The 22,667-nt window shown below is 69.2% G+C and carries 17 protein-coding genes and 1 tRNA gene; 12 read left to right on the top strand and 6 right to left on the bottom strand.

Going from position 1 to position 22,667, the window contains the following annotated elements; translation table 11 throughout:
- Positions 1–268 precede the first annotated feature (268 nt).
- Together ACH492_RS14965 and ACH492_RS14970 are read right to left on the bottom strand one after the other, a co-directional pair.
- Positions 269–2,851, bottom strand: coding sequence for an ABC transporter permease (locus ACH492_RS14965; RefSeq protein WP_398986494.1), 2,583 nt, complete (start codon positions 2,849–2,851; stop codon positions 269–271).
- A complete protein-coding gene (locus tag ACH492_RS14970) occupies positions 2,848–3,636 on the bottom strand; it encodes an ABC transporter ATP-binding protein (RefSeq protein WP_356225148.1) in 789 nt (262 codons plus the stop codon). The genes ACH492_RS14965 and ACH492_RS14970 overlap by 4 nt, the downstream gene beginning before the upstream one ends.
- Before the next feature lie 384 nt (positions 3,637–4,020).
- Here ACH492_RS14970 and ACH492_RS14975 point away from each other — a divergent pair, with 384 nt between their 5' ends.
- The 4 genes from ACH492_RS14975 (at position 4,021) to ACH492_RS14990 (ending at position 9,209) form a co-directional block, all read left to right on the top strand.
- The gene (locus tag ACH492_RS14975; RefSeq protein WP_398986496.1) at positions 4,021–5,604 is read left to right on the top strand and encodes an MFS transporter; all 1,584 of its coding nucleotides are present in this window, start codon (positions 4,021–4,023) and stop codon (positions 5,602–5,604) included.
- 168 nt (positions 5,605–5,772) lie between these two features.
- Positions 5,773–6,213, top strand: a complete 441-nt coding sequence (locus ACH492_RS14980; protein WP_398986498.1) for a hypothetical protein — start codon at positions 5,773–5,775, stop codon at positions 6,211–6,213.
- 33 nt (positions 6,214–6,246) lie between these two features.
- Positions 6,247–8,532, top strand: a complete 2,286-nt coding sequence (locus tag ACH492_RS14985; protein ID WP_398986500.1) for a DUF6571 family protein — start codon at positions 6,247–6,249, stop codon at positions 8,530–8,532.
- Entirely contained in the window at positions 8,532–9,209 is a 678-nt protein-coding gene (locus ACH492_RS14990) for a hypothetical protein (RefSeq protein ID WP_398986502.1), read from the top strand. The genes ACH492_RS14985 and ACH492_RS14990 overlap by 1 nt, the downstream gene beginning before the upstream one ends.
- Before the next feature lie 29 nt (positions 9,210–9,238).
- Here ACH492_RS14990 and ACH492_RS14995 read toward each other — a convergent pair whose 3' ends face one another.
- Positions 9,239–10,129 carry a cellulose-binding protein gene (locus ACH492_RS14995; RefSeq protein ID WP_398986504.1) on the bottom strand — a complete coding sequence of 297 codons (891 nt, stop codon included), beginning with the start codon at positions 10,127–10,129 and terminating at the stop codon, positions 9,239–9,241.
- Positions 10,130–10,272: 143 nt separating this feature from the next.
- Here ACH492_RS14995 and ACH492_RS15000 point away from each other — a divergent pair, with 143 nt between their 5' ends.
- A complete protein-coding gene (locus ACH492_RS15000) occupies positions 10,273–11,535 on the top strand; it encodes an RNA-guided endonuclease InsQ/TnpB family protein (protein ID WP_398986505.1) in 1,263 nt (420 codons plus the stop codon).
- Positions 11,536–11,717: 182 nt separating this feature from the next.
- On the opposite strand, the gene ACH492_RS15005 is transcribed toward ACH492_RS15000, so the two are convergent.
- Both ACH492_RS15005 and ACH492_RS15010 read right to left on the bottom strand, forming a co-directional pair.
- The gene (locus tag ACH492_RS15005; RefSeq protein ID WP_398986507.1) at positions 11,718–14,330 is read right to left on the bottom strand and encodes an SUKH-4 family immunity protein; all 2,613 of its coding nucleotides are present in this window, start codon (positions 14,328–14,330) and stop codon (positions 11,718–11,720) included.
- A gap of 7 nt (positions 14,331–14,337) precedes the next feature.
- Entirely contained in the window at positions 14,338–15,351 is a 1,014-nt protein-coding gene (locus ACH492_RS15010) for an HNH endonuclease (RefSeq protein WP_398986510.1), read from the bottom strand.
- Positions 15,352–15,571: 220 nt separating this feature from the next.
- Between ACH492_RS15010 and ACH492_RS15015 the strand changes: the two genes are divergently transcribed.
- The gene (locus tag ACH492_RS15015) at positions 15,572–16,087 is read left to right on the top strand and encodes a YwqJ-related putative deaminase (RefSeq protein WP_398986512.1); all 516 of its coding nucleotides are present in this window, start codon (positions 15,572–15,574) and stop codon (positions 16,085–16,087) included.
- 10 nt (positions 16,088–16,097) lie between these two features.
- Complete coding sequence (locus ACH492_RS15020; RefSeq protein ID WP_398986514.1) at positions 16,098–16,589, top strand: SUKH-3 domain-containing protein; 492 nt, start codon at positions 16,098–16,100, stop codon at positions 16,587–16,589.
- A 73-nt stretch (positions 16,590–16,662) separates the two neighbouring features.
- Here ACH492_RS15020 and ACH492_RS15025 read toward each other — a convergent pair whose 3' ends face one another.
- Positions 16,663–18,000, bottom strand: a complete 1,338-nt coding sequence (locus ACH492_RS15025) for a sensor histidine kinase (RefSeq protein WP_398986516.1) — start codon at positions 17,998–18,000, stop codon at positions 16,663–16,665.
- A 156-nt stretch (positions 18,001–18,156) separates the two neighbouring features.
- On the opposite strand from ACH492_RS15025, the gene ACH492_RS15030 reads away from it, so the two are divergent.
- The 5 genes from ACH492_RS15030 (at position 18,157) to ACH492_RS15050 (ending at position 22,596) form a co-directional block, all read left to right on the top strand.
- A complete protein-coding gene (locus ACH492_RS15030) occupies positions 18,157–19,011 on the top strand; it encodes a hypothetical protein (protein ID WP_398987322.1) in 855 nt (284 codons plus the stop codon).
- A 27-nt stretch (positions 19,012–19,038) separates the two neighbouring features.
- Positions 19,039–19,111: transfer RNA gene (locus ACH492_RS15035), tRNA-Gln, on the top strand.
- 109 nt (positions 19,112–19,220) lie between these two features.
- On the top strand, positions 19,221–20,669 hold the full coding sequence (glmU, locus tag ACH492_RS15040) for a bifunctional UDP-N-acetylglucosamine diphosphorylase/glucosamine-1-phosphate N-acetyltransferase GlmU (RefSeq protein ID WP_398986518.1): 1,449 nt from the start codon (positions 19,221–19,223) through the stop codon (positions 20,667–20,669).
- Between the two features lie 109 nt (positions 20,670–20,778).
- Positions 20,779–21,756: a ribose-phosphate diphosphokinase gene (locus ACH492_RS15045; protein ID WP_307662944.1), complete on the top strand. Its 978-nt coding sequence runs from the start codon at positions 20,779–20,781 to the stop codon at positions 21,754–21,756.
- A gap of 246 nt (positions 21,757–22,002) precedes the next feature.
- Positions 22,003–22,596 (top strand): 50S ribosomal protein L25/general stress protein Ctc, encoded by a 594-nt coding sequence (locus ACH492_RS15050; protein WP_398986520.1) that lies wholly within the window; start codon positions 22,003–22,005, stop codon positions 22,594–22,596.
- Positions 22,597–22,667 lie beyond the last annotated feature (71 nt).

A 22,667-nucleotide genomic window follows, 5' to 3' on the forward strand; every position in this document is an offset into this window, starting at 1 on the left:
TCCAGCGTACGACGCGGGTGCGACAGCCGCGTCCGGAACCCTCGCGCCTGCGTCCACCGGGAGCCGCATCGACCGAAGAGGAGTCCGGGGAGTTCTGCGCCGCACCCCGTGAAACAGCAGGTCGGACAGGTGCACCTGATGACCGGGGCTCTCCACGGAGCCCAGGACATGGTCCGGGAGGCATTCGTACGGGAGCACACCCCGGCCCCGGGGTGTTGGAGGAACACCCCGGGGCCAGGACCCCCTACCGTAACGCGCCGCCGCCCCCCTACTCCGTGGCGATCGCGTTCAGCACGTTCATCCGGCCCGCCCTGAACGCCGGCACCAGTGCCGCGAACAGGCCCACGAACGCCGAGCCCACGAACACCGTGAGGATCGTCGGCCACGGGATCTCCAGGACCCCCAGGCCCTCCAGCGCCAGCAGCTTCTGCGCCGTCGTGCCCCAGCCCATGCCCAGGCCGAGGCCGAGCAGCGCGCCGAAGAGGGCGATGACCACCGATTCCAGGCGGATCATGCGGCGCAGCTGGCGGCGCGAGAGGCCGATGGCGCGCATCAGGCCGATCTCCCGGGTCCGCTCGACCACCGACAGGGCGAGGGTGTTCACCACGCCCAGCACCGCGACGATGATCGCGAGCGCCAGCAGGCCGTAGACGATGTTCAGCAGCTGGCCGATCTGGTCCTTCAGGTCCTGCTTGAAGTCGGTCTGGTTCTGGACCTTGTACTGCGGGTACTTGGCGACCGACGCCTTGAGCGCCGCGTAGGCCTCCTTCTCCTTGCCGTCCTCCGCCTTCGCGAACATGATCAGGTTCTTGGGCATCTTGTCGGCGGGGACGTACTGCGCGGCGGTCGTGATGTTGGTGTACATCGCGCCCTTGTCGACGTTCCCGTCGTCGGAGGTGATCGCCGCGACCTTCAGCTCGGCCGTCCGGCCGTTCTTGAAGGCGACCTTGATCTTGTCGCCGACCTTCACGCCGTGCCTCTTGGCGTAGGTGTCGCCGACCGACATCGCGTTCTTCCCGTACGCCGCCGAGAGCTCGCCCGCGACGGTCTCGCGGCGCAGATCCTGTGCGTACGTCGGGTCGGCCGCGACGATCTCCTCGTCCTCCGTCCTACCGTCGGGGGAGGTCAGCTTCGTCTGCACGCCCTTGTAGTTGGTGACGTGCTCGATGTGCGGGGCCGACTTCAGCGCCTTCTCGACCTGCGGCATGATCGGCTGGCCCTTGCCCGACTGGACGATGAAGTCCGCGCCGACAGACCTGTCGAGCTCGTCCGTCGCCGATGCGACCATCGAGGAGCCGACCACCGACAGGCACGCCACCAGGGCGAGGCCGATCATCAGGGCGGCGCCGGTCGCTCCCGTACGACGGGGATTGCGCAGCGCGTTGCGCTCCGCGAGCCGCCCGACCGGACCGAACATCCGCAGGACGACCGCGCTGATCACCCGGACCACGACGCCCGCGAGCAGCGGGCCGATGACCACGAAGCCGATGAGCGAGAGGATCACGCCGAGGCCGAGGAACATCGAGCCCTCGCTCGCCTTGTCGGCCTGGGTGGAGACCAGGAGCGCGGCGGCACCGGCACCCGTGAGCAGGAGGCCGATACCGGCCCGGATCCAGCCGGCCTTGCCGTCCGCCGGGGTACCGGCGTCGCGCAGCGCGGCCATCGGGGAGACCTTGCCGGCCCGGCGGGCCGGGACATACGCGGCGACGACGGTGACGACGATGCCGAGGACGAGTCCGACCACCGGGGTGGTCCACTTCACGGTCAGGTCCTGGGTGGACAGGTGCATGCCCATGGAGCCCATGAGCTTCATCAGCCCGACGGCCAGCCCCACGCCGGCGGCGACCCCCGCGATCGAGCCGACGATGCCGAGCAGCAGCGCCTCGACGAGCACGGAGCGGTTGACCTGCTTGCGGCTCGAGCCGATGGCCCGCATCAGGCCGATCTCGCGGGTGCGCTGGGCGACCAGCATCGAGAAGGTGTTGACGATCAGGAAGACGCCGACGAGGAGGGCGATCCCGGCGAAGCCGAGCATCGCGTACTTCATCACGTCGAGGAAGGAGCCGACGTCTTCGCGGCTCGAGTCTGCGGCTTCCTTCGCCGTCTGCAGCTTGAAAGCACCGTCGAGGGTCGTGGCGACGTTCTGCTTGAGCCGCTCGTCACTCACGCCCTCGGCCGCTGTGACGGAGACATGGGTGAACAGGCCTACCTTGCCGAGCAGTTCACGCTGCGCGGTGGCGGTGTCGAAATAGACGACGGCCGCACCCGGGTTGGTGACCTTGAAGGAGGCGATGCCGGAGATCTTGGCGGTGAAGTCGCCGGTGACGGCGATGGTGCGCAGCTCGTCACCGAGCCCCAGGTTGTGCTTCTCTGCGGTGTCGGCGTCGACCATCACCTCGGTGGGTCCGCGCGGTGCGTGGCCGGAGGTGATGTCCATCGCCTTGAGGTCATTCTCTGTCCAGTTGCCGGCGATCGTCGGAGCGCCGCTGCTGGAACCCATGTCCTTGTTCTTGGAGTTGACGACGGTCACGCTCATGCTGACGACCGCGCCCTCGGCGGACTTCACGCCGTCGGCCTTCGCCACCCGCTCGACGAGCGAGGCGGGAAGCGACTCGGGCTTGCCGGTCTGCGGGTTGTCGTTGTCGTCGCCGCCGTCGCCGGAGCCCTTGGGGCTGACGGTGACATCGGACGCGGTCGCGGCGAAGAACTTGTCGAACGTCGTGTTCATCGTGTCGGTGAAGACAAGCGTCCCCGACACAAAGGCCACCGACAGCAGCACCGCCACGGCCGAGAGCGCCATTCGCCCCTTGTGCGCAAAGAAGTTGCGCATCGAGGTCTTCCATACAGTCACGACGTCCGCCCCCGCGCGTCGAAGTCCTTCATACGGTCAAGTACAGCGTCGGCGGTCGGCCGGAACATCTCGTCGACGATCCGGCCGTCGGCGAGGTAGAGGACCCGGTCCGCGTACGAGGCGGCCACCGGGTCGTGCGTGACCATCACGATGGTCTGGCCCAGTTCGTCGACCGAGCGGCGCAGGAAACCCAGCACCTCGGCGCCCGCGCGGGAGTCGAGATTGCCGGTCGGCTCGTCGCCGAAGATGATCTCGGGTCGGGCGGCCAGCGCCCTGGCCACGGCCACGCGCTGCTGCTGGCCGCCGGAGAGCTGGGTGGGCCGGTGCTTGAGGCGGTCGATGAGGCCGACCGTCTCGACGACCCGGTTCAGCCAGGCGGCGTCCGGCTTGCGGCCGGCGATGTCCATGGGAAGCGTGATGTTCTCCAGGGCGTTGAGCGTCGGCAGCAGGTTGAAAGCCTGGAAGATGAAGCCGATCCGGTCCCGGCGCAGCTGCGTGAGCTTCTTGTCCTTGAGCTTGGTGATCTCGGTCTCGTCGAGGTAGATCTCGCCCGACGTGACGGTGTCGAGGCCGGCCAGGCAGTGCATCAGCGTCGACTTGCCGGACCCGGACGGACCCATGATCGCGGTGAACTGCCCGCGGGCGATGTCGACGTCGACATGGTCGAGCGCGACGACGCGGGTCTCCCCGGAGCCGTACGCCTTGACGACCTGCCGCCCTCGCGCGGCGACGGCCGTACGCCCTCCGGTGTCCCCGTGCCGGGGAATGGTCACAGCCGTTGTCACGGTATGTCTCCTAAATCGGTGATGAGTTGGTGTCGCCGCGTACGGTCCGCGTACGGGTGCGAGTACGGATGCGAGTACGGGTTCGAGTCTGTCGGCGGAAGCGGTCCGGCGCGCTGGTGCGCAGCGCAGTCTTGAACCGGGGGTTTTCCCCACCCCCCGGTGGTGCGGGCCTCAGCTGCGGCCTTAAGACCAAGCTAAGGAATTGACCCCCGCCCCCTCGTCGTCCCCCGGGACGAACCACCCCTGGCCATGAGTAAGGAGGAGCCCCTAGGGGGACTCCACCTCCGGGTGGAACGGCACGGGTCGAGCCTGCACCCTCCCCCTGCGTGAGGCTCAAGTGAGAGGCTGTCCCGGGAAATACGTGCAGGGGGAAAGGATTCAGGGGTGAGTGCCACGGGCGGCAGTACGGGCAGTACCGGCGCCGACGGCGAGACATCCGGGGCGGCGAGCGGGGCGGCGGCCGCGGCATCGGAGGCGTCCACGTCGGAGGCATCCGCGGCGACCGCCGCCCCGCGCGGCCGCCGCGGCCGGGTCGTCGCCGCCCTGATGCTCGGCATGGCGCTCGCCGCACTGGACGGCACCGTCGTCTCCACCGCCGTACCGCAGATCGTCGGCGACCTCGGCGGATTCTCGGTCTTCTCCTGGCTCTTCTCCGGCTATCTGCTCGCCGTCACCGTCTCTCTCCCCGTCTACGGAAAACTCTCCGACACCTTCGGCCGCAAGCCGGTACTGATCGCCGGCATCATCCTCTTCCTCGCCGGCTCGCTGCTGTGCGCCGCCGCCTGGAACATGGCCTCGCTGATCGCCTTCCGGGTCGTGCAAGGCCTGGGCGGCGGGGCGCTCCAGGGCACGGTGCAGACCATCGCCGCCGACCTCTACCCGCTCAAGGAACGCCCCAAGATCCAGGCGAAGTTGTCGACGGTGTGGGCGGTCTCGGCGGTGGCGGGGCCGGCGATCGGCGGGCTGCTCGCCGGGTACGCCGACTGGCGCTGGATCTTCCTGATCAATCTGCCGGTCGGGGCAGTGGCGCTGTGGCTGGTCGCCCGCCATCTCACCGAGCCAGTACGGGAACGGGGACCCCGCCCCCGTATCGACTGGCCCGGCGCACTGGCCGTCTTCCTCACCGGCAGCCTGCTGCTCTTCGCGCTCGTGCAGGGCGGTATCGCCTGGCCGTGGCTCTCCACCCCGTCGCTCGCACTGCTCGGCGGCAGCGCGGTCCTCGTCGCCGTGACCGTCGTCATCGAACGGCGGGCCGCGGAGCCGATCATCCCCGGCTGGGTCTGGCGCCGCCGCACGATCGCCGCGGTCAATCTGGCGCTCGGCGCGCTGGGCCTGCTCATGGTGGCCCCGACCGTCTTCCTCCCGACGTACGCCCAGTCAGTACTTGGCCTCGGGCCGATCGCCGCGGGATTCGTACTCTCCGTCATGACACTGAGCTGGCCGATCACCGCGGCGCTGTCGAACCGGGTCTACACCCGGATCGGCTTCCGGCTCACCGCGGTCGTCGGGATCACGCTCGCGATGCTGATCCTGCTGGCCTTCCCGCTGCTCCCCCACCCCGCCGAACCCTGGCAGCCGGCCCTGATCATGCTGCTCCTCGGCGCGGCGCTCGGCCTCTTCCAACTCCCGCTGATCGTCGGCGTCCAGTCGACGGTCCCCTGGGCGGAGAGGGGTACGACAACGGCGTCCGTCCTCTTCTGCCGCCAGGTCGGCCAGAGCGTGGGCGCGGCCCTCTTCGGTGCGATCGCGAACGGAGTGCTGGCGGCTCGCCTCGGCGGCGGCGACCTCGACTCGGTGGCACGCACGCTGGCGACGGACGAGTCGGCGGACAATCTGCGGCGTGCGGTCGCGACTGCGGTCGACTACGTCTACGTGGGCGCGGCAGCGGCGGCCGGAGTCGCCCTGCTGGTCCTGGTGTTCGTCGCCCCGCGCCGCTTCCCGGTCATCGCGGACAAGCCCGAGAAGTAGCCACCGCGTGCGTGCTTCAGGAAACGGCCCGGGGAGGATCGGGTTGTGCGATCTTCGTGAAGTTCTCACCGCTCCGGGCTTGCCCGCTTGCCATTCGCACATGATGCCCGACTACGGTGGAACGGAGTGAAGTCATGCACATCACAAGAGTTATGACGGGGGCAGGCCATGGCGTGGGACGAGTGGGAGCAGGCCAAGTCCGGTTCGGCACAGACACGGCTCAATCAACTGCCCGCCGAGGGCGGCGGCGGAGGCGGCGGGCAGAGTGATCTGACCGTCCACGACGACGAGCTGGGAAAACTCGGCGACATGGCACGCTCCCTGCGCGAGCAGCTGTCGACCGACGGCGACCACGCACGCGTGGCCACGTTCGAAGCCTCCAACGAGCTCTTCAACGGCGGCCTGGACATGGGGGCGGGCCTCCTCGAGGTGCACGACGCCTGGAGCACCAAGCTGGCCACCCTCAAAGAGGCCTGCGGGCACATCTCCAACCACCTCGACTATTCACGCTCCACACATGCAAAGCAGGAGACAAAGATCAACCTGGGGATGCAGGCCCTGGACGGCAAGACGATGACTGTGTCGCGCATCTACGACCAGATCAAGTAAAGACGAGGGCAACGGGGAAACGGGGAGCTCGACATGGTGACGTGCTGGGAACTGCAGGATCTGAACCTCGGCAAACTGAACACCGCGGTCACGCAGTGGCAGCAGATGCTCAACAAGCTGATCACGCTCGCCGACGGGGGCGACGGCGGCATCAACGCCGCCGACCTGGAGCGCAAGGCCAACGCCGCGGACTGGAAGGGCGACAACGCCGCCGTCACAAAGGCGTTCACCACGGCGACGGCGCGCCAGTTCGACGACATGGTCACCGAGGCCCGCAGCATTCACAAGATCCTGCAGGAGGCCCACTCCGACCTCAAGAAGCACAAGGAAGACATGCGGACCACCATCGACAAGTGGTCCAAGAGGCACATCTACATCAATGAAAAGGGCGGAGCGAGCTCCGCCCTCCCGCCGTCCGCCGTCTCGGGCAACGCGAAGCTCGAACCGCCGACCCAGGAGGAGGTCGACACGGCCGCCGCCGAGGTCGGCAGGATCCTGGCCCGCGCGAACGAGACCGACCGGATCGCCGCGCGGGCGCTGCGCGAGCACGCCGAGAGCAAGTACGACTTCGACGAGAAGGGCTTCAAGGGCCTCAAGGACGCCGACCGGCAGCAGGGCATCGAGGACGCCGACGAACTGGCGAGGCTCGCCGCCAAACGCGACAAGATGACCGACGCCGAGCTGAAGCACTTCAACGAGATCGCCAAGTACCAGCGCGACAACCCTGCCTTCGCCGAGCGTTTCGCGACCAAGATGGGCCCCGAGGGCACGCTGCAGTTCTGGCGCAGCCTCGCCGACCCGGGCCATGGGGACACCCCGACCGGCGACCGCGCGAAGATCCTCGCCACGGTGCAGGACAACCTGGGCATCACCCTGGCCACCGCATCGCATGTTGACTCCCGCGACATGCGGGAGTGGAAGGACGGCATCATCGCGGCGGGCGACGACCGCATCAAGCACCCCGGGATCATGAGCGCCCCGTATGGCTACCAGGTCATGAGCAGCCTGATGACCAAGGGCAAGTGGGACACCGACTTCCTCAACACGTACGGCGAGAAGCTGGTCGACTTCGAGCGCAGCAACAGCAAGATGGGCGGCCCGCACTGGGTCTGGGACAACCCCGCCCACCCGGCCCAGCTCAACTACCCGCCCGGCTCCACCAAGCCGGACAGCGACCCGGTCGCCGGATTCCTGGAGGCCCTCGGCCGCAACCCGGAAGCCTCGATGGACTTCTTCAACAGCTCCTCCGGCCGCGGCGCCAAGGACGACCTCGAAACCCTCAGCAACTGGGACTACCTGGTCGACAAGGACAGCCAGGACGCACGCGAGTGGCCGACCGACGACGACGGCAAGACCACGGGATACACCAACCTCGGGCATGCGCTGGAGTCGGCGACGCTGGGGTACGCGTACGACGACAAGAATCCGTCCATCCCGCCGATGGACACCAAGGAACAGATCGCGGCGCGTGACCAGCGGACCGAGCTCATGGAGCGGGTCGTGGACCACTACAAGACGGCCGACACCATCGACAAACAGGATGGAGTCCGCGACAGCCTGGCGAACATGGCGGCCGGGCACATCGACAGCCTGAACTACTCCACTGCCAACTTCGGCGGCAGCGGAGAGCGCTCCGGGCGGGACGACCTCTTCGGCGCCGGCAAGAACCATCTCCGCGACTTCGACTCGATGGACAGCACGAGCTTCTTGAGGGCGCTGGCGTCCGACAAGGATTCGTACGACACGGTGTCCACGGCCCAGCAGATCTACGGCGCCAGCGCGATGGCCGCGCAGGGCGACGACTTGGGCGACGCGAAGCGCGTCGGCATGCACAGCATCAAGATGCACGGGCTGCTGGACGAGGTTCGCTCCGAAAGCATCGGCCAGGAATTCCACGATGTGAAGGAGGACCGGAACAGGGAACTCGAGAAGCAGGGCGAGTGGCGCAATTTCGCGGCCGAGGCCGTCATCGGGACAGCCGCAGGCGTGGGCGCGGCCGTTGTCGTTCCCACCGGTGCCGCCGCGGCCATCGCCGTCCCCCTTGCCTTCGAGGTGGTCGGGGGCGCTGCGGAAACCCAGTTTGCGACCCAGACGATCGACTGGCTCAAGGAGAACGAGTTCGACAACACCGACGAGTCGCTCGAGGGCATCGCCAAGGCGAGGGATGAGGGCGAGCGCAACGCGATGACTCCGCTCCTGAATTGGGCGGAGCAGCACGGCATGTCAAGCGATGACATATGGGATCTGTCGGTCGAAGCGGAGAAGGAACACCAGGCCGGCAGGGCTCGCAGTGACACCGACAACGCCCGAGGATACTGATGTTGAAGACCGTCCGATTCCCCGTCCTGGCGCTCTTGCTGCTGGGTATGACTGCATGCACCGCCGACAAGAGCAAGGACGCTGCAGCCGCCGAGCAGGCCACCTGCAGGGAACTCCTGGGCAGCGCCGGCGTGAACTGGCTGGAAGAGCGTACGGGAGGCCCGGGGAAAGCCCGTATGAAGAGCAACGTCGATCTGAAGAAAGCCCGTTCGTTGTTCTACGAGCAGGTGGGCAATTGGGATCCGGACAGCACCGGGATCCCTTCGTTCGCGGAAGCCGACGTATGCAGGGCGAGTATGGACGTCGATGATCCGGGAAAGGAGCTCGCCATTGAGTACGGCCCCTCCATTCTCGCTTTTGATGTCCCCTTCCCCGATTCCGGGAAGGAGGGCAAACCGACTGTGACACCTGTGAACTCCGACGTGAGACTGATCCGTCGACCTTTCGAGGACGAGGTCCGATACTTCGTGTTCGTCAAGTGCAAGATCCCCGGCACGCCTGCGAAGCAGGAGAACGGCGTACCGATCGAGGGGTCGATGTCGGACACCCTCACCGAGGACACGAGCGCCCGCACCCACTTCACCCACCTGCTGCACTCCGCCCGGGTCGTGGCCAAGTCCTTCGGCTGCCAGAACAAGCCCGTCGTCCCGGTGGAGCCGCCCGCCTCGGTGAAATGACAAGCCCCGCGCAATCGGCGGAGGGCCCCTCAGCCCTCCGCCGCCGCGCGGCCTGTCAGGGCCGCCAGGCTGTTGCTGATGTGCGCCATGTGCGCCTCCATCTCCTCGCGGGACTCCTCGTGTTCCCGCAGCAGCCGCTCCGTCTCGCGCGCGATCCGCTCCGCGCACGCCCGGGCCTCGGCAAGCAGCTCTGCGGCCCGGGCCTCCGCGTCCTCCTGGCCGTGGCGGGTGTGCTCCTCCGACTCGGCGAAGATGCACTTGGCCTCCGAGAGACCCGCCTCCGCGTCAGCGGTGAGTTCGGCGTGGCGCGCGTCCAACTCGGCTGAGCAGTCCGCAAGTTCGCGCTCCAACGCCTCCCAGCGGCCGGCCTGCTCCGTCTCCAGGTCGGCCAGGGCGCTCTCGGTGCGCAGGCGCATCTCCTTCCACGCGGCAACCGCCTCGCCGCGTCGCTCCTTGACCTCGCGGCGGGCCTCGATGCGGGTCTCGTCCGCCGTGGCCTGCGCGGCCAGCAGGATCTGCTGGGCTCGCGCCTCGGCGTCCGCCCGTACCGAATCGGCGTGCTCGCGGGCCGCGTCGCGCATCCGGCGGGCGGCCGCGTCGGACGCCTCGATCACCGCCTGCGCCTCGTCCTGGGACGTGGCCCGCAGTTCCTCGGACGCCTCAACGGCCAGCGCCAGCAGGCACTCGGCGCGTCGGCCGAGCGTCTCGTACGTCGGCGGGGCGAGCGCCGCGACCCTCTCGCGCAGACCGGCCGCCTCCGTCTCCATCTCTCTGGCGAGGACGGTGAGGCGCGCCGCGCGTTCCCAGGCGTCGTCGCGGTCCTGGGACAGGGAGGTGACGTAGGCGTCGGTCTCCTTCAGCGGGTAGCCACGGCCACGTACGGTGGCGAAGCCGTGAGGTGACACCGATGCAGCACTCATCCCAATCTCCTTGCGGGTAAACCCCCGGTTTCAGCCGGGGCGGGAAACGCATCCTTGGCCCGGAGCCGCGAAGCGGCGGTGTGTCGTTGCATCTCTGTTCTGACGCTTCGACCTCTCACCAACTGGCCTATAGTTTGTGAGATATGAAGACCGAGTACGTGAAGCGGGCGTTCAAGTACCGCTTCCACCCGACCGATGCGCAGGCAGCCGAGCTGTCGCGCACGTTCGGGTGCGTGCGCAAGGTCTACAACTTGGCGCTGGAGGCCCGTACCACGGCGTGGTTCGGCGAGCAGCGGCGTGTGAACTACAACGAGACCTCGGCCATGCTCACCGCGTGGAAGAAGACCCGGGAACTGGCCTTTCTGTCCGAGGTGTCGTCGGTTCCGTTGCAGCAGACGCTTCGTCACCTGCAACACGGGTTCTCGAACTTCTTCGAGGGACGGGCGAAGTATCCACGGTTCAAGTCGAAGAAGAAGACACGCCGCTCCGCGGAATACACCCGCTCCGCGTTCAAGTACCGGGACGGTCAGTTGACGCTGGCCAAGGTGGACGGCCCGCTGGCGATCGCGTGGTCGCGTCCCCTCCCGAAGGGTGCTGAGCCGTCCACGGTCACCGTGTCGCAGGACAGCGCCGGGCGCTGGTTCGTGTCCATGCTGTGTGAGGACCCCGGCGTCCAGCCGCTCCCCGCCACGGATACGGCAGTGGGGATCGACGCCGGGATCGCCACCCTCGTGACGCTCTCCACCGGGGAGAAGATCGCCAACCCCCGGCATGAGCGCAAGGACCGCGCCCGACTCGTCAAGGCCCAGCGTGTGCTGGCGAAGAAGGAGAAGGGCTCCGCGAACCGGGCCAAGGCCCGGCGCAAGGTCGCCAAGGTGCACGCCCGGATCGCCGACCGCCGCAGGGACTTCCTGCACAAGCTCACCACTCGACTCGTTCGTGAAAACCAAACGATCGTGGTCGAGGACCTGACCGTACGCAACATGGTCAAGAACCACACCCTGGCCCGCGCGATCTCGGACGCGGCCTGGACCGACATGCGCTCCATGCTGGAGTACAAGTGCGCCTGGTACGGACGGAATCTGGTCGCCATCGACCGCTGGTTCCCCTCCTCCAAGCTGTGCTCCGAATGCGGCACCATCCGAGACACGCTGCCCCTGAACGTCCGGACATGGACATGCGACTGCGGAACAGTCCACGACCGGGACGTGAACGCAGCGAAGAACATACTGGCCGCCGGGCTGGCGGTGACAGTCTGTGGAGACGGTGTAAGACCTCAACGGAGCACTCCTGAGAGGCAACTGTCAGCGAAGCAGAAAGCCCAACCCGCAAGGGAAGGAATCCACCCCCGCCAGGGGGTGGAGGATGTCAACCTTCAAGCCTCTCTCGAGAGTGACAGACAATGACAGACATCGTGATTTGCGCACATCCTGCTGGATCGGACTGAAGTACTCATAACGCAACACTCCACCTCACCACGCTCAGAAATGCGCCATTTGGTGAAAGAAGTCGGAGTCGAGGGCAAACAGAGGGGCGCCCGGTCTGCCGCAGCAGACCGGGCGCCCCGGTGATCCATTACGTCAGCGCCTTACAGCAGTCCGTCCCACATCTGCTCGAGCAGCACCGACCACCAGCTCTCCGGCGACCCCAGCGCCGCCGGGTCCAGCGCGGCGAGCTGCGCCTGGAAGTCGACCGTCCAGCGGCCGGCCTGCTCAGGGTTGAGCCCGAAGCGCAGCCGCCACATCCGGCCGAGCAGCGCCAGGCAGCGGGTGAATTCCGGCAGCCCGCTGTTCACGAACTGCGGCGCCACCGGCTGACCGCCCGGGCCCGCCTCCACCGGCACCGCCACGATGTGCGCCGTGCCGTACTGAACGCAGATCGCGCGGCCGAAGTCGCTGCCCACCACGAGGTACGAACCCGCGTCGGAGGCGGGCTGGATCTGCCGCTGTGCCGCCAGCTCCGCGAGCGTCGGGACGACCGGCTGGGCCGGCTGCGCCCAGAAGAACGGGTTGAAGTCGCCCGGCAGCCCCGCCCACACCAGCGTGGCCGCGACAATCTCCGGCACTCCCTGACGCGAGACGGCCCGCTGGTCGAAGCGGCAGATGCCCTGCGGCCCGAACGCGCCCACCAGTTCCTGCGCGATCCCCTCCGGGGGGATCGGCGGGGCCGGCGCCACCTGCGGCAGCGGCGCCCGCACCGGCGCGGGCCGCGCCGGGCCGTCCGCGACCTGATGCAACTCGCCCTGGTGGGTGAGCAGATGCTGCATGCCCTGCTGCCGGCTGGCGTGATCCCTGCCGTACGGAGCGACAGAGGTGATGCGCACCTGCGGCCAGGTCTCCCGGATCATCCGCGCGCAGTAGGCGCCGGGCAGCTCGCACGACTCCAGCTCGGTGTGCAGCTCCAGCACCTGCTGCGGCGGCACGTTCATGGCGCGCAGCTCATGCAGGATCTGCCACTCCGGGTGCGGAGTGCCGGGCGCCGAACGGCGGATCAGCTGCGCCTCTGAGCCGTCGGGCGCGCGGTAGCGCAGCACGGCCTGGTAGCCGGGGCCGACGGTCGGCATGCCGGACGGCGGCTGCTGCGGATAGCCGTACGCGGGTGGCTGCGGCGCATGCTGTACGGGACCACCGGGCGGGCCGGGAGGCTGTGGCGCACCGGGGCCTGTCTGGGCGGGTCCGGCGAGCATCGTCGCGGCATGGTGCACGCCACCACCGGGCGGACCGGGGGGCGTCGGCGCACCGGGCGGTCCCGGGGGCTGCGGCGCACCCGGGCCCGTCTGAGCGGGTCCGGCGAGCATCGTCGCGGCATGGTGCACGCCACCACCGGGCGGCGGCGTACCACCAGGAGGGCCGGGCGGACCAGGAGGCTGCGGAGCCCCAGGCGCACCCGCAGCACCCGCGGCCCCCGGAGCGCCGGGCGGACCGGGGGGCTGTGGCGCACCGGGGCCCGTCTGGGCGGGTCCGGCGAGCATCGTCGCGGCATGGTGCACGCCACCACCGGGCGGACCAGGGGGCGTCGGCGCACCGGGCGGGCCCGGAGGCGTCGGAGCAGCACCGGGCGGGCCGGGCGGCTGCGGCCCCTCCGCACCCAGTTGCGAGACGAGCTGCGTCGGCAGATAGCCGGCCGCCGGAGCACCGGGAGCACCCGGCCCCGACGGCGGCGGCGTCGCCCCCGGCCGCGCGCCCGGAGTGCCGGGAGCGCCGGGCGGCGGCGGAGTCGTCGGACCGCTTCCGCGCGAGCCACGCGGCGGCAGGACCGCCTTGCTCGTCGCCGCGTCGGCGATGTCGGCCGCGCCCGGACCGGCAGGTCCCCCAGGCTGCTGGTTCAGCGCCGGGGCGACTGCGGTCCGCGGCAGCTGGCTGCCGCCCGACATCAGCGCGGTCGGCGCATCCGGGCCCACCACGGGCGGCGGGGTGTCATCGTCGTCGGTGCCGGAGATCGGCGGCGCGAACACCGTGGCCGGCAGCGGCACGGACGCGTCGTCCGACCCCGCGGCGTTGGTGTCCGTCCACGCAGCGGCCCCGGACGGCGTGGCGGGCACACCGTCGGATGCCGTCGGCTCGTAGTCGCCGCCACCGGCGCTGGGCCACAGCGACCCGCCCTGCGAGGCGTCGCCGCCCGAGGACCCGGCCGCGGGCCACGCCGCCCCGGAGGCGGACGAACTCCCGCCCGCCTGCGACGCGTTGGGGCCGGTGGCACCGGAAGCGGCAGCCGGGGCCGACCAGTCGGCCCCGGACGACGGCGCACCCGCACCCGCCGGTTCCGGCGCACCCGGACCCGAAGCCGAACCCGAAGCCGCCGCGCCGGACTCCGGCGACCGCCGGTCCGGGATCCCCAGCTTGTCCGCCGCCTCCTGGAGCCACTCCGGCGGGCTCAACAGGAACGACGTCTGATTCAGGTCGATGCGCTGCGGCGGCTCGGGCGCGGCAACGGCCTCCTCCTGGATCCCGTACTCCTCCTCGTACCGGCGGATCACCTCACCCACCGGCAGCCCCGGCCACAGCGTCGCCTCACCGCTGTCGCGGGCGATCACCAGCCGCTGCTGCCCGCCGTCGGAACGGGCGCCGCCCTCGCGGTCCTCCGCCCAGACCACGAAGCCCAGCTCGAACTCCCGCACACGCACCTCACGGTGCTGATACGCGGGCACATCGCCGTTGACCCACTCTTCCGCGCGCTCCTGCGCCTGCGCGAAGGTCACCATCGGACCGTCACCCCTCGTCCGAGATCGGGACGGCGTGCGCAAAGCCGCCGTCCACCATCAGGTTCGCCACGGTCTCCAGCTCCGGCGGATTGCCCGCCAGGCGCTGCAGAAAACCGTCGAAGTCGTCGCCGCACGGCAGCAGCAGCCGCTCCACGCGCTCCTGCACGCTCCAGCCGTCCTGGTCCCGTGCGTCGTCGTACGCGCAGAACCACACCGAGCCGACCGCCGAGCCCTTGACCTTCACCGCCAGGATCCCGCCCTGGACGAACGCGACGCCCAGGTAGTCCTTGGTCAGGTGGTCCCGCAGGCACTTGTTGACGTACACCAGGTCATTGGCCCCGGCCTCGTCCCGCACGGTGAAAAACGGCTGGTCGACCAGCAGCCCCAACTCGGCGTCGAGCGCCGCGCCGACCGGGGCGCAGCCGCCCGCCGCCTTGAGGAAGGAGCGGTAGGCGCCCGGCAGGCGGTAACCCAAGTCCTCCTCGACGCCGAGCAGTTGATGCTCAGTCACCGACAGCCCGCCCTTGGGCAGGCCGAAGTGCGCGGGCCGGGTCTCCTGCAGCGGGCGGGTGCCCCGCTTGCTCTGGTCCACCGGTGTCGTCGCCAGGCCGCCGTGATGCCGCAGCAGCGCCTTCACCTCGACCGGGACCAGCTCGAGACGGCGGGTGCCCGGCACGTGGTGCCAGGTCCAGCCGTGCGGCGTGGCGACCGCGGGAATCGTGTCCCACAGCGCATGGCCGTCGGCGTGCAACGCCGCATTCGCCGATACGTAGTCCGTGAGCCGCAGTTCATCGACGCCGAAGCCCTCCGGGGGCTCGGCAATCTGCGCGGCCGCACGCGCGTACGGCGAAAAGTCCGGATAGCCGTTCTCGTCCACGCGCACACCTCTAGGGTGGCGGGAGGCCCGGACCGGATCCGGGAAGTTCACGACCTGCCCGGCGTAGGCCGCGTTAGGTGGCGCGGTTTGTCCCCCGGCCCGGGGGCCGGGAGGTGCCCCCAGCCCTTGCCGACCTGTCGTCATGGCGGTATGCCCCCTGCTGCGTTCCGGCTGGTTCAGGACAGCCTATGCGGTGGGGCAATAGGGAGAACCGGCGCTCCGGTTCCGTCACGAACAGTCACAATCGAGTGACCGTTTGCCGACGGGTCGACACGTTTCAGTGCCCCAGCTTCCGCACCCCCAGCCCCATTTGGCAGGCTGTCCCCGCAACTCGGGGGATTGCAGGGGAGGGGACGACAGCACCATGCACACAGCGCAACCAAGTACGTCTGGCACCTCAGGTGATCCACGCCTCAGTTGGAGCAGCACCGAGGCCCACCGCCCGCCCGCCCTGAACCACCGCCGCGACGGCATCCTGCCCGCCGTCGCCGCGGCACTCTCCGTCCGCGGTGAGACCCTCACCTGCACCGCGGGAAAGGGCGACCAGCCGCCCGTACTTCACGCGCTCGTACAGGATTTCCTCGATACCCTCACCAGCGGCCAGCGCGAACGCTTCACCGGCCGCTGCCCCGAGGCGATCCTGCTCTCGCGCCATCTCACCGCCGCCGAGTCGCAGCGCTCGAAGCGGGCCCAGCGCAAGCCGCTGACCCACAGCGAGGCGCGGCGCACACTCAAACAGTCGAAACTGACCGCGCGCCGCATCCGGGAGGACGGCGACCCGCTGCACGGCAGCTACGCACCGCCCTGCCGTTCCTGTATGGCGATGCTCGACCACTTCGGGGTCCGCCCCGTCGCCCCGACCGCACCCGAGAACGGCTGAACCCGCACCGATGCCCGACCACCTCAGCACCACCCGGTTCCCGGTCGCGGTCGACGCCGCCCTGCGCGAGGCGGGTTGGCAGCCCGGCCGCTGGGACATCAAGCTGGCCGAGCACTGGGCGGACACGCTGCGCGCGTACGCCTCGCCGGCCGGCCACCGGCACGCGGTGTTCCCCGCGGCCGTCGAGGCCTGGGCGGAATTCGGCGGGCTGCGCGTCACGGCGCCCGGCCCCGGCCGGCAGACGGCCCCCACGCCCGTGCGCTTCGACCCGCTGGCCGGGCTCCACCTCGCCCGTACCCTCGCCGATCTGGGGCGCGCGCTGGACACCGAGATCTCCCCGCTCGGGGAGGAGGGCGACAACCAGGCGGTACTGGCCATCGACGTCGAGGGCCGGGTCTACAGCCTCGACCACACCGGCGACTGGTACCTCGGCCCGGACATCGACCAGGCGCTCGCCACGCTGGTCACGGGCGCCCAGCCGGCCCGGCTCACGCTCGGCTGAGCCCGGGGGCCGAACAGGCCCGACGGGGGCCGACCGGGGCCGATCAGTACAGGTCGGTACAGGCCAGTACAGGTCAGAGCTGCTGCTCGCCGTACCCGTCCCGGTCCGGCAGCACCGCCGAGACCCGGAAGCCGCCCACGTCGGTCGGCCCCGACACGAACACCCCGCCCAGCCCAAGCACCCGCTCCCGCATCCCCACCAGGCCGTTGCCGCCGCTCGGCAGCCTCGCGGCCGCTGCCGCACCGTCGGCGTCCGGAGCGCCGTTCTCCACTTGCATGGCGACCTCGGCCCCGCGGTGCGCGAGCCGCACCATCACCTTCGCGCCGGCCGCGTGCTTGTGGACGTTCGTCAGAGCCTCCTGGACCACGCGGTACGCGGTCTGCTCGACCTCCGGCGCGTACTCCCGCCCCTCGCCCTGGACCACGAGCTCGACCACCATCCCCGCCTGCCGCGACTGGCCGACCAGACCTTCCAGGTCGGCGAGACACGGTCCGTCCTCGGCGGCGGCAGCCGCGGCTGCGGCCGCCGCGACGCCCACCGCAGCCAGCGGCACCGGCTTCGCAGCCCGCTGCTCGTCGTCGCCCGCCCGCAGCACGCCGAGCATCTCGCGCAGCTCGGTCAGCGCCTGTCGGCCCATGTCTCCCACCAGCGCGGCGTTCTTCACGGCCTTCTGCGGGTCCTTGAGCGCCACCGCCTGCAGCGCGGCCGAGTGCACCACCATCAGGCTCACCCGGTGGGCCACGACGTCGTGCATCTCCCGCGCGATCCGGGTCCGCTCCTCCGTACGCGCCCACTGGGCCCGCTGTTCGGCCCGGTCAGCCAGCAGCGACAGCTCCTGCTCCAGGCTGTCCGCGCGCTCCCGCAGACTCTCCATCAGCCGGCGTCGGGCCCCTATGTAGAGACCGAGCAGCACCGGCGGCGCGGTCAGGCCGAGCGACATGAAGCCCGCCATCGTCGGTACATACCAGGCGCCGGGCTCCGGATCGAAGTCCGCGGACTGCACCTCCTGGCGTACCCGCACGAACGACACGATCAGCGTCGCGGTCAGCGACATCCCGGCGAGCGTCGCGGTGATCCGGCGCGGCACATCGGACGCGGCGAGCGTGTAGAGCCCGACGATGCCCATCAAGAAGCCCATCTCGGCGGGCGTGGTCGCGATCGACACCAGCACCACGGCGATCGGCCACCGCCGCCGCAGCACCAGCACGGACCCGACGACCAGCCCGAACAGGACCCCGACGGGCACGGGAATCGCGGCCTTGTCCGCGAACCCCACACCCTCCAGAGCGCACTCGAAAGCGGAGACGATCCCCAGCCCCACGTCCAACGCGACACTGCGCCGCCGTCTCCACCACAGCCGGCCACGGGCGGTCGTGCCCGTGCCGGCCTGGTGTTCCCCCGTTGTGGTCATGCCTTCCAGCCTACGGGCGTGTGCGACTCATTTTCCTGGGAGTACGGCAGCACGGAACGAGTTCGAACACGCACGAAACAGGTAGTGATCGCACGATCCGGTGAATCGAGCGGGCTTTCGACCCCGGACGTCCGCATTCCGGACGACGATCGCCGTATGACATCGATCCACGGCAAGTACGCCGACTTCGAGGGCCTCCGAGAGCAGGCGATCGCGCTGCGACGGGAGGGCCTCAGCCGTCGCCAGATCCGCGACCGGCTCTTCGTCGACAACAACGACATCCTGAACCGGCTTCTGGAGGGCGAGCCGTCACCGGAGTGGACGAAGCGCCCGAAGGACGACCTGCGGGAGAAGGCGCGGGAGTTGCGACTCAAGGGCATGACGTACGACCAGATACAGGTCGAGCTGGGTTGCTCGAAGAGCTCGATCTCATTATGGGTGCGGGATCTCCCGAAGCCGCCCCCGCGGCGAACACCTGCCGAGCAGGCGAAGCTCGCCTCCCGCAAGCGCTGGGACCATGAACTCGCCATCCGCGACGCGGAACGGCAGAAGACCAAGCAACAAGCATTCGATCAGATCGGGCGGCTCTCAGACCGGGAACTACTCATCGCCGGGGTCACGCTCTATTGGGCCGAGGGCGGCAAGGACAAGGCCTACGACCGACGCGAGAGCCTCAAGTTCATCAACAGCGACCCAAATGTGATCAAGCTGTACTTGCAGTGGCTCGATCTGCTCCGGGTCCCGCGCGAGCGCTTGCCCTTCGCCGTCAGCATTCACGAATCGGCCGACGTGCCCGCAGCCGAACGGTTCTGGGCGGAGATCGCAAACGTCAGCCCGGAGGCCTTCCGCAAGTCCATGCTCAAGCGGCACAGCCCAAAGACCATTCGCAAGAATACGGGTGAGACATACCGGGGCTGCCTGGCCGTCTACGTGACACAGAGCGCCGATCTCTACCGTCGCGTGGAAGGCGCTTGGTACGGCATAGTGTTGGGTGCCGATCCGGCGACCTGACCTAATGTCCGGTTTAGCTGGATTTCATCCCCCATGGTGTAATCAGGCAGCACTGCGGTTTTTGGTACCGTATGTTCAGGTTCGAATCCTGATGGGGGAGCCCAGACACACGGGTCCTAACCTCCACGGTCAGGACCCGCCCTTATTTCACTCCTGAAACCCCCCGGTATCCTTCGGATGTCCACCACCCGAAGCCGAAGGGCATTCCCGTGAGCGCCAACCGCCCGGCAGCCGTCGTCGTCCTCGCAGCGGGTGAGGGCACCCGCATGAAGTCGAAGACCCCCAAGGTCCTGCACGAAATCTCCGGGCGCTCGCTCGTCGGACACGTCGTCTCCGCCGCGCGCGAGCTGGACCCCGAGCACCTCGTCGTCGTCGTCGGCCACGCCAGTGAGCAGGTCAAGGGACATCTCGCCGAGCAGTACGCCGGCACCCGCACCGCCTACCAGGCCGAGCAGAACGGCACCGGGCACGCCGTCCGGATGGCCCTCGAAGAGCTCGGCCGGACCCCCGAGGGAACCGTCGTCGTCGTGTGCGGCGACACCCCCCTGCTCTCCGGCGAGACGCTCACGGCGCTCGCCGCGACGCACGCCGCCGACGGCAACGCCGTCACCGTGCTGACCGCCGAGGTCCCGGACTCCACCGGCTACGGCCGGATCGTGCGGGACAGCGTCACCGGCGCCGTCACCGCGATCGTCGAGCACAAGGACGCCACCGAGGAGCAGCGCGCGATCCGGGAGATCAACTCCGGGGTCTTCGCCTTCGACGGGCAGCTGCTCGCGGACGCGCTCGGCAAGGTGCGTACGGACAACAGCCAGGGCGAGGAGTACCTCACCGACGTCCTCGGCATCCTGCGCGAGGCCGGTCACCGGGTCGGTGCGTCGGTCGCCGGCGACCACCGGGAGATCCTGGGCATCAACAACCGCGTACAGCTGGCCGAGGCGCGCAAACTGCTCAACGAGCGCCTCCTGGAGCGGGCGATGATGGCCGGTGTCACGGTCGTCGACCCGGCGTCGGTGCTTGTGGATGTGACGGTGACTTTCGAACCGGACGCGATCGTGCACCCCGGGACGCAGCTGCTGGGCGCGACCCATCTCGCCGAGGGCGCGGAGGTCGGCCCCAACTCGCGGCTGAAGGACACCACGGTCGGCGCGGGCGCGCGGGTGGACAACACGGTGGCGGACAACGCGGAGATCGGGGAGTCGGCGTCGGTCGGCCCGTACGCGTATCTGCGTCCCGGCACCCGGCTCGGCCTGAGGGCCAAGGCCGGTACGTACGTGGAGATGAAGAACGCCACGATCGGGGAGGGCACGAAGGTGCCGCACCTCTCCTACGTCGGCGACGCGACGATCGGCGAGTACACGAACATCGGCGCCGCGAGCGTTTTCGTGAACTACGACGGCGAGGCCAAGCACCACACCACGATCGGCTCGCACTGCAAGACCGGCTCGGACAACATGTTTGTGGCTCCCGTCACGATCGGGGACGGCGCGTACACCGCGGCGGGCTCGGTCATCACCAAGGATGTACCGGCCGGTTCGCTGGCCGTCGCCCGCGGCCAGCAGCGGAATATCGAGGGTTGGGTGGCTCGGAAGCGCCCCGGAAGCGCCGCCGCGCAAGCGGCGCAGGTGGCAACGGAACCGGTCGCCGACGAGAACTGACCGGAAACGGGTGCGTCGATCTCGGCGTACCGTGATACGTGCACACAAATTCGGCTGGCTCACGCTCAGTACGCCCGTGGCCAGAGAACACGTCTGAGGAGACAGTGCTGTGACCGGGATCAAGACGACCGGCGAGAAGAAGCTGATGCTCTTCTCCGGCCGCGCCCACCCCGAGCTGGCCGAGGAGGTCGCACACCAGCTGGGTGTCGGCCTGGTGCCGACGAAGGCCTTCGACTTCGCGAACGGCGAGATCTACGTCCGCTTCCAGGAGTCGGCCCGCGGTGCGGACTGCTTCCTGATGCAGAGCCACACGGCTCCCATCAATAAGTGGATCATGGAGCAGCTGATCATGATCGACGCTCTGAAGCGGGCTTCCGCCCGGAGCATCACTGTGATCATCCCGTCGTACGGCTACGCCCGTCAGGACAAGAAGCACCGTGGCCGCGAGCCGATCTCGGCCCGGCTGATCGCCGACCTGCTGAAGACCGCGGGCGCCGACCGTATCCTCACGGTCGATCTGCACACCGACCAGATCCAGGGCTTCTTCGACGGCCCGGTGGACCACCTCTCCGCGCTGCCGGTGCTCGCCGACTACGTGGGCGCGAAGGTGGACCGCAACAAGCTCACCGTCGTCTCCCCCGACGCCGGCCGGGTGCGCGTCGCCGACCGCTGGTGCGACCGCCTCGACGCCCCGCTGGCGATCGTCCACAAGCGCCGCGACAAGGACGTCGCCAACCAGGTGACCGTCCACGAGGTCGTGGGTGAGGTCGAGGGCCGCGTCTGCATCCTCGTCGACGACATGATCGACACCGGTGGCACCATCTGCGCCGCCGCGGACGCGCTCTTCGCGCACGGCGCGGAGGACGTGATCGTGACGGCGACGCACGGCATCCTGTCCGGCCCGGCCGCGGACCGTCTGAAGAACTCCAAGGTGAGCGAGTTCGTGTTCACGAACACGCTGCCCGACCCGGGCGACCTGGAGCTCGACAAGATCACGGTGTTGTCGATCGCGCCGACGATCGCGCGTGCGGTGCGTGAGGTGTTCGAGGACGGTTCGGTGACGAGCCTCTTCGAGGAGCAGGGCTGAAGGACGTACGAGAAAGGGCCGTTCCCGCTGGGAGCGGCCCTTTCTCATGCCCTGCCGGTGGCTGGGCTCGGGACCTCTTGATCGAATTGGGTGGCTCGGGGCACTCCGAGTAGACTGTCGAAGTTGCTCGGCGAGGGAGGCCGCACTTTTCGGTGCGGCGGTCCGTTATCGACGCGCTCTTCGTAGCAGGCCTGTCGTGGCCGGGTGACCGCCACCAGAGTTTTTTCTGCAATACGAGGAGTGCACATGTCCGAGGTGAAGCTCGCCGCCGAGATCCGTACCGAGTTCGGCAAGGGTGCGGCCCGTCGCGTCCGCCGCGAGAGCAAGGTTCCCGGTGTTCTGTACGGCCACGGTTCCGACCCGATCCACATCACGCTGCCGGGCCACGAGCTGCTGCTCGCCCTGCGCACCTCCAACGTGCTGCTCGCCGTGGACGTCGAGGGCAAGACCGAGCTGGCCATCCCGAAGGCCGTGCAGCGTGACGCGATCAAGGGCTTCCTGGAGCACGTCGACCTGCTCATCGTGAAGCGCGGCGAGAAGGTCAACGTCGAGATCCCCGTGCACACCGAGGGCGAGCTGGCCCCGGGTGCGTACCTGGTCGAGCACGTGCTGAACGCCCTGCCGGTCGAGGCCGAGGCCACGCACATCCCCGAGTCCGTCACGGTCTCCATCGCGGGCCTCGCGGCCGGTGACTCCATCCTCGCCAAGGACGTGCCGCTGCCGTCCGGCACGACCCTGGCCGTCGAGGACGACACCGTCGTCCTGCAGGTCCTGGCCGCGCAGGCCGAGGAGCCGAGCGCCGAGGCCGAGGCCGAGGGTGAAGAGGCCGCCGAGGCCTGAGCCGTAAGCTCTGCCTGAGCTTGGCTTGACGGGGTGGCGGGCTGCGGCCCGCCACCCCGTTTCCCTGTGGG

The sequence above is a fragment of the Streptomyces sp. NPDC019443 genome (assembly GCF_044389785.1).
Taxonomy (GTDB): domain Bacteria; phylum Actinomycetota; class Actinomycetes; order Streptomycetales; family Streptomycetaceae; genus Streptomyces.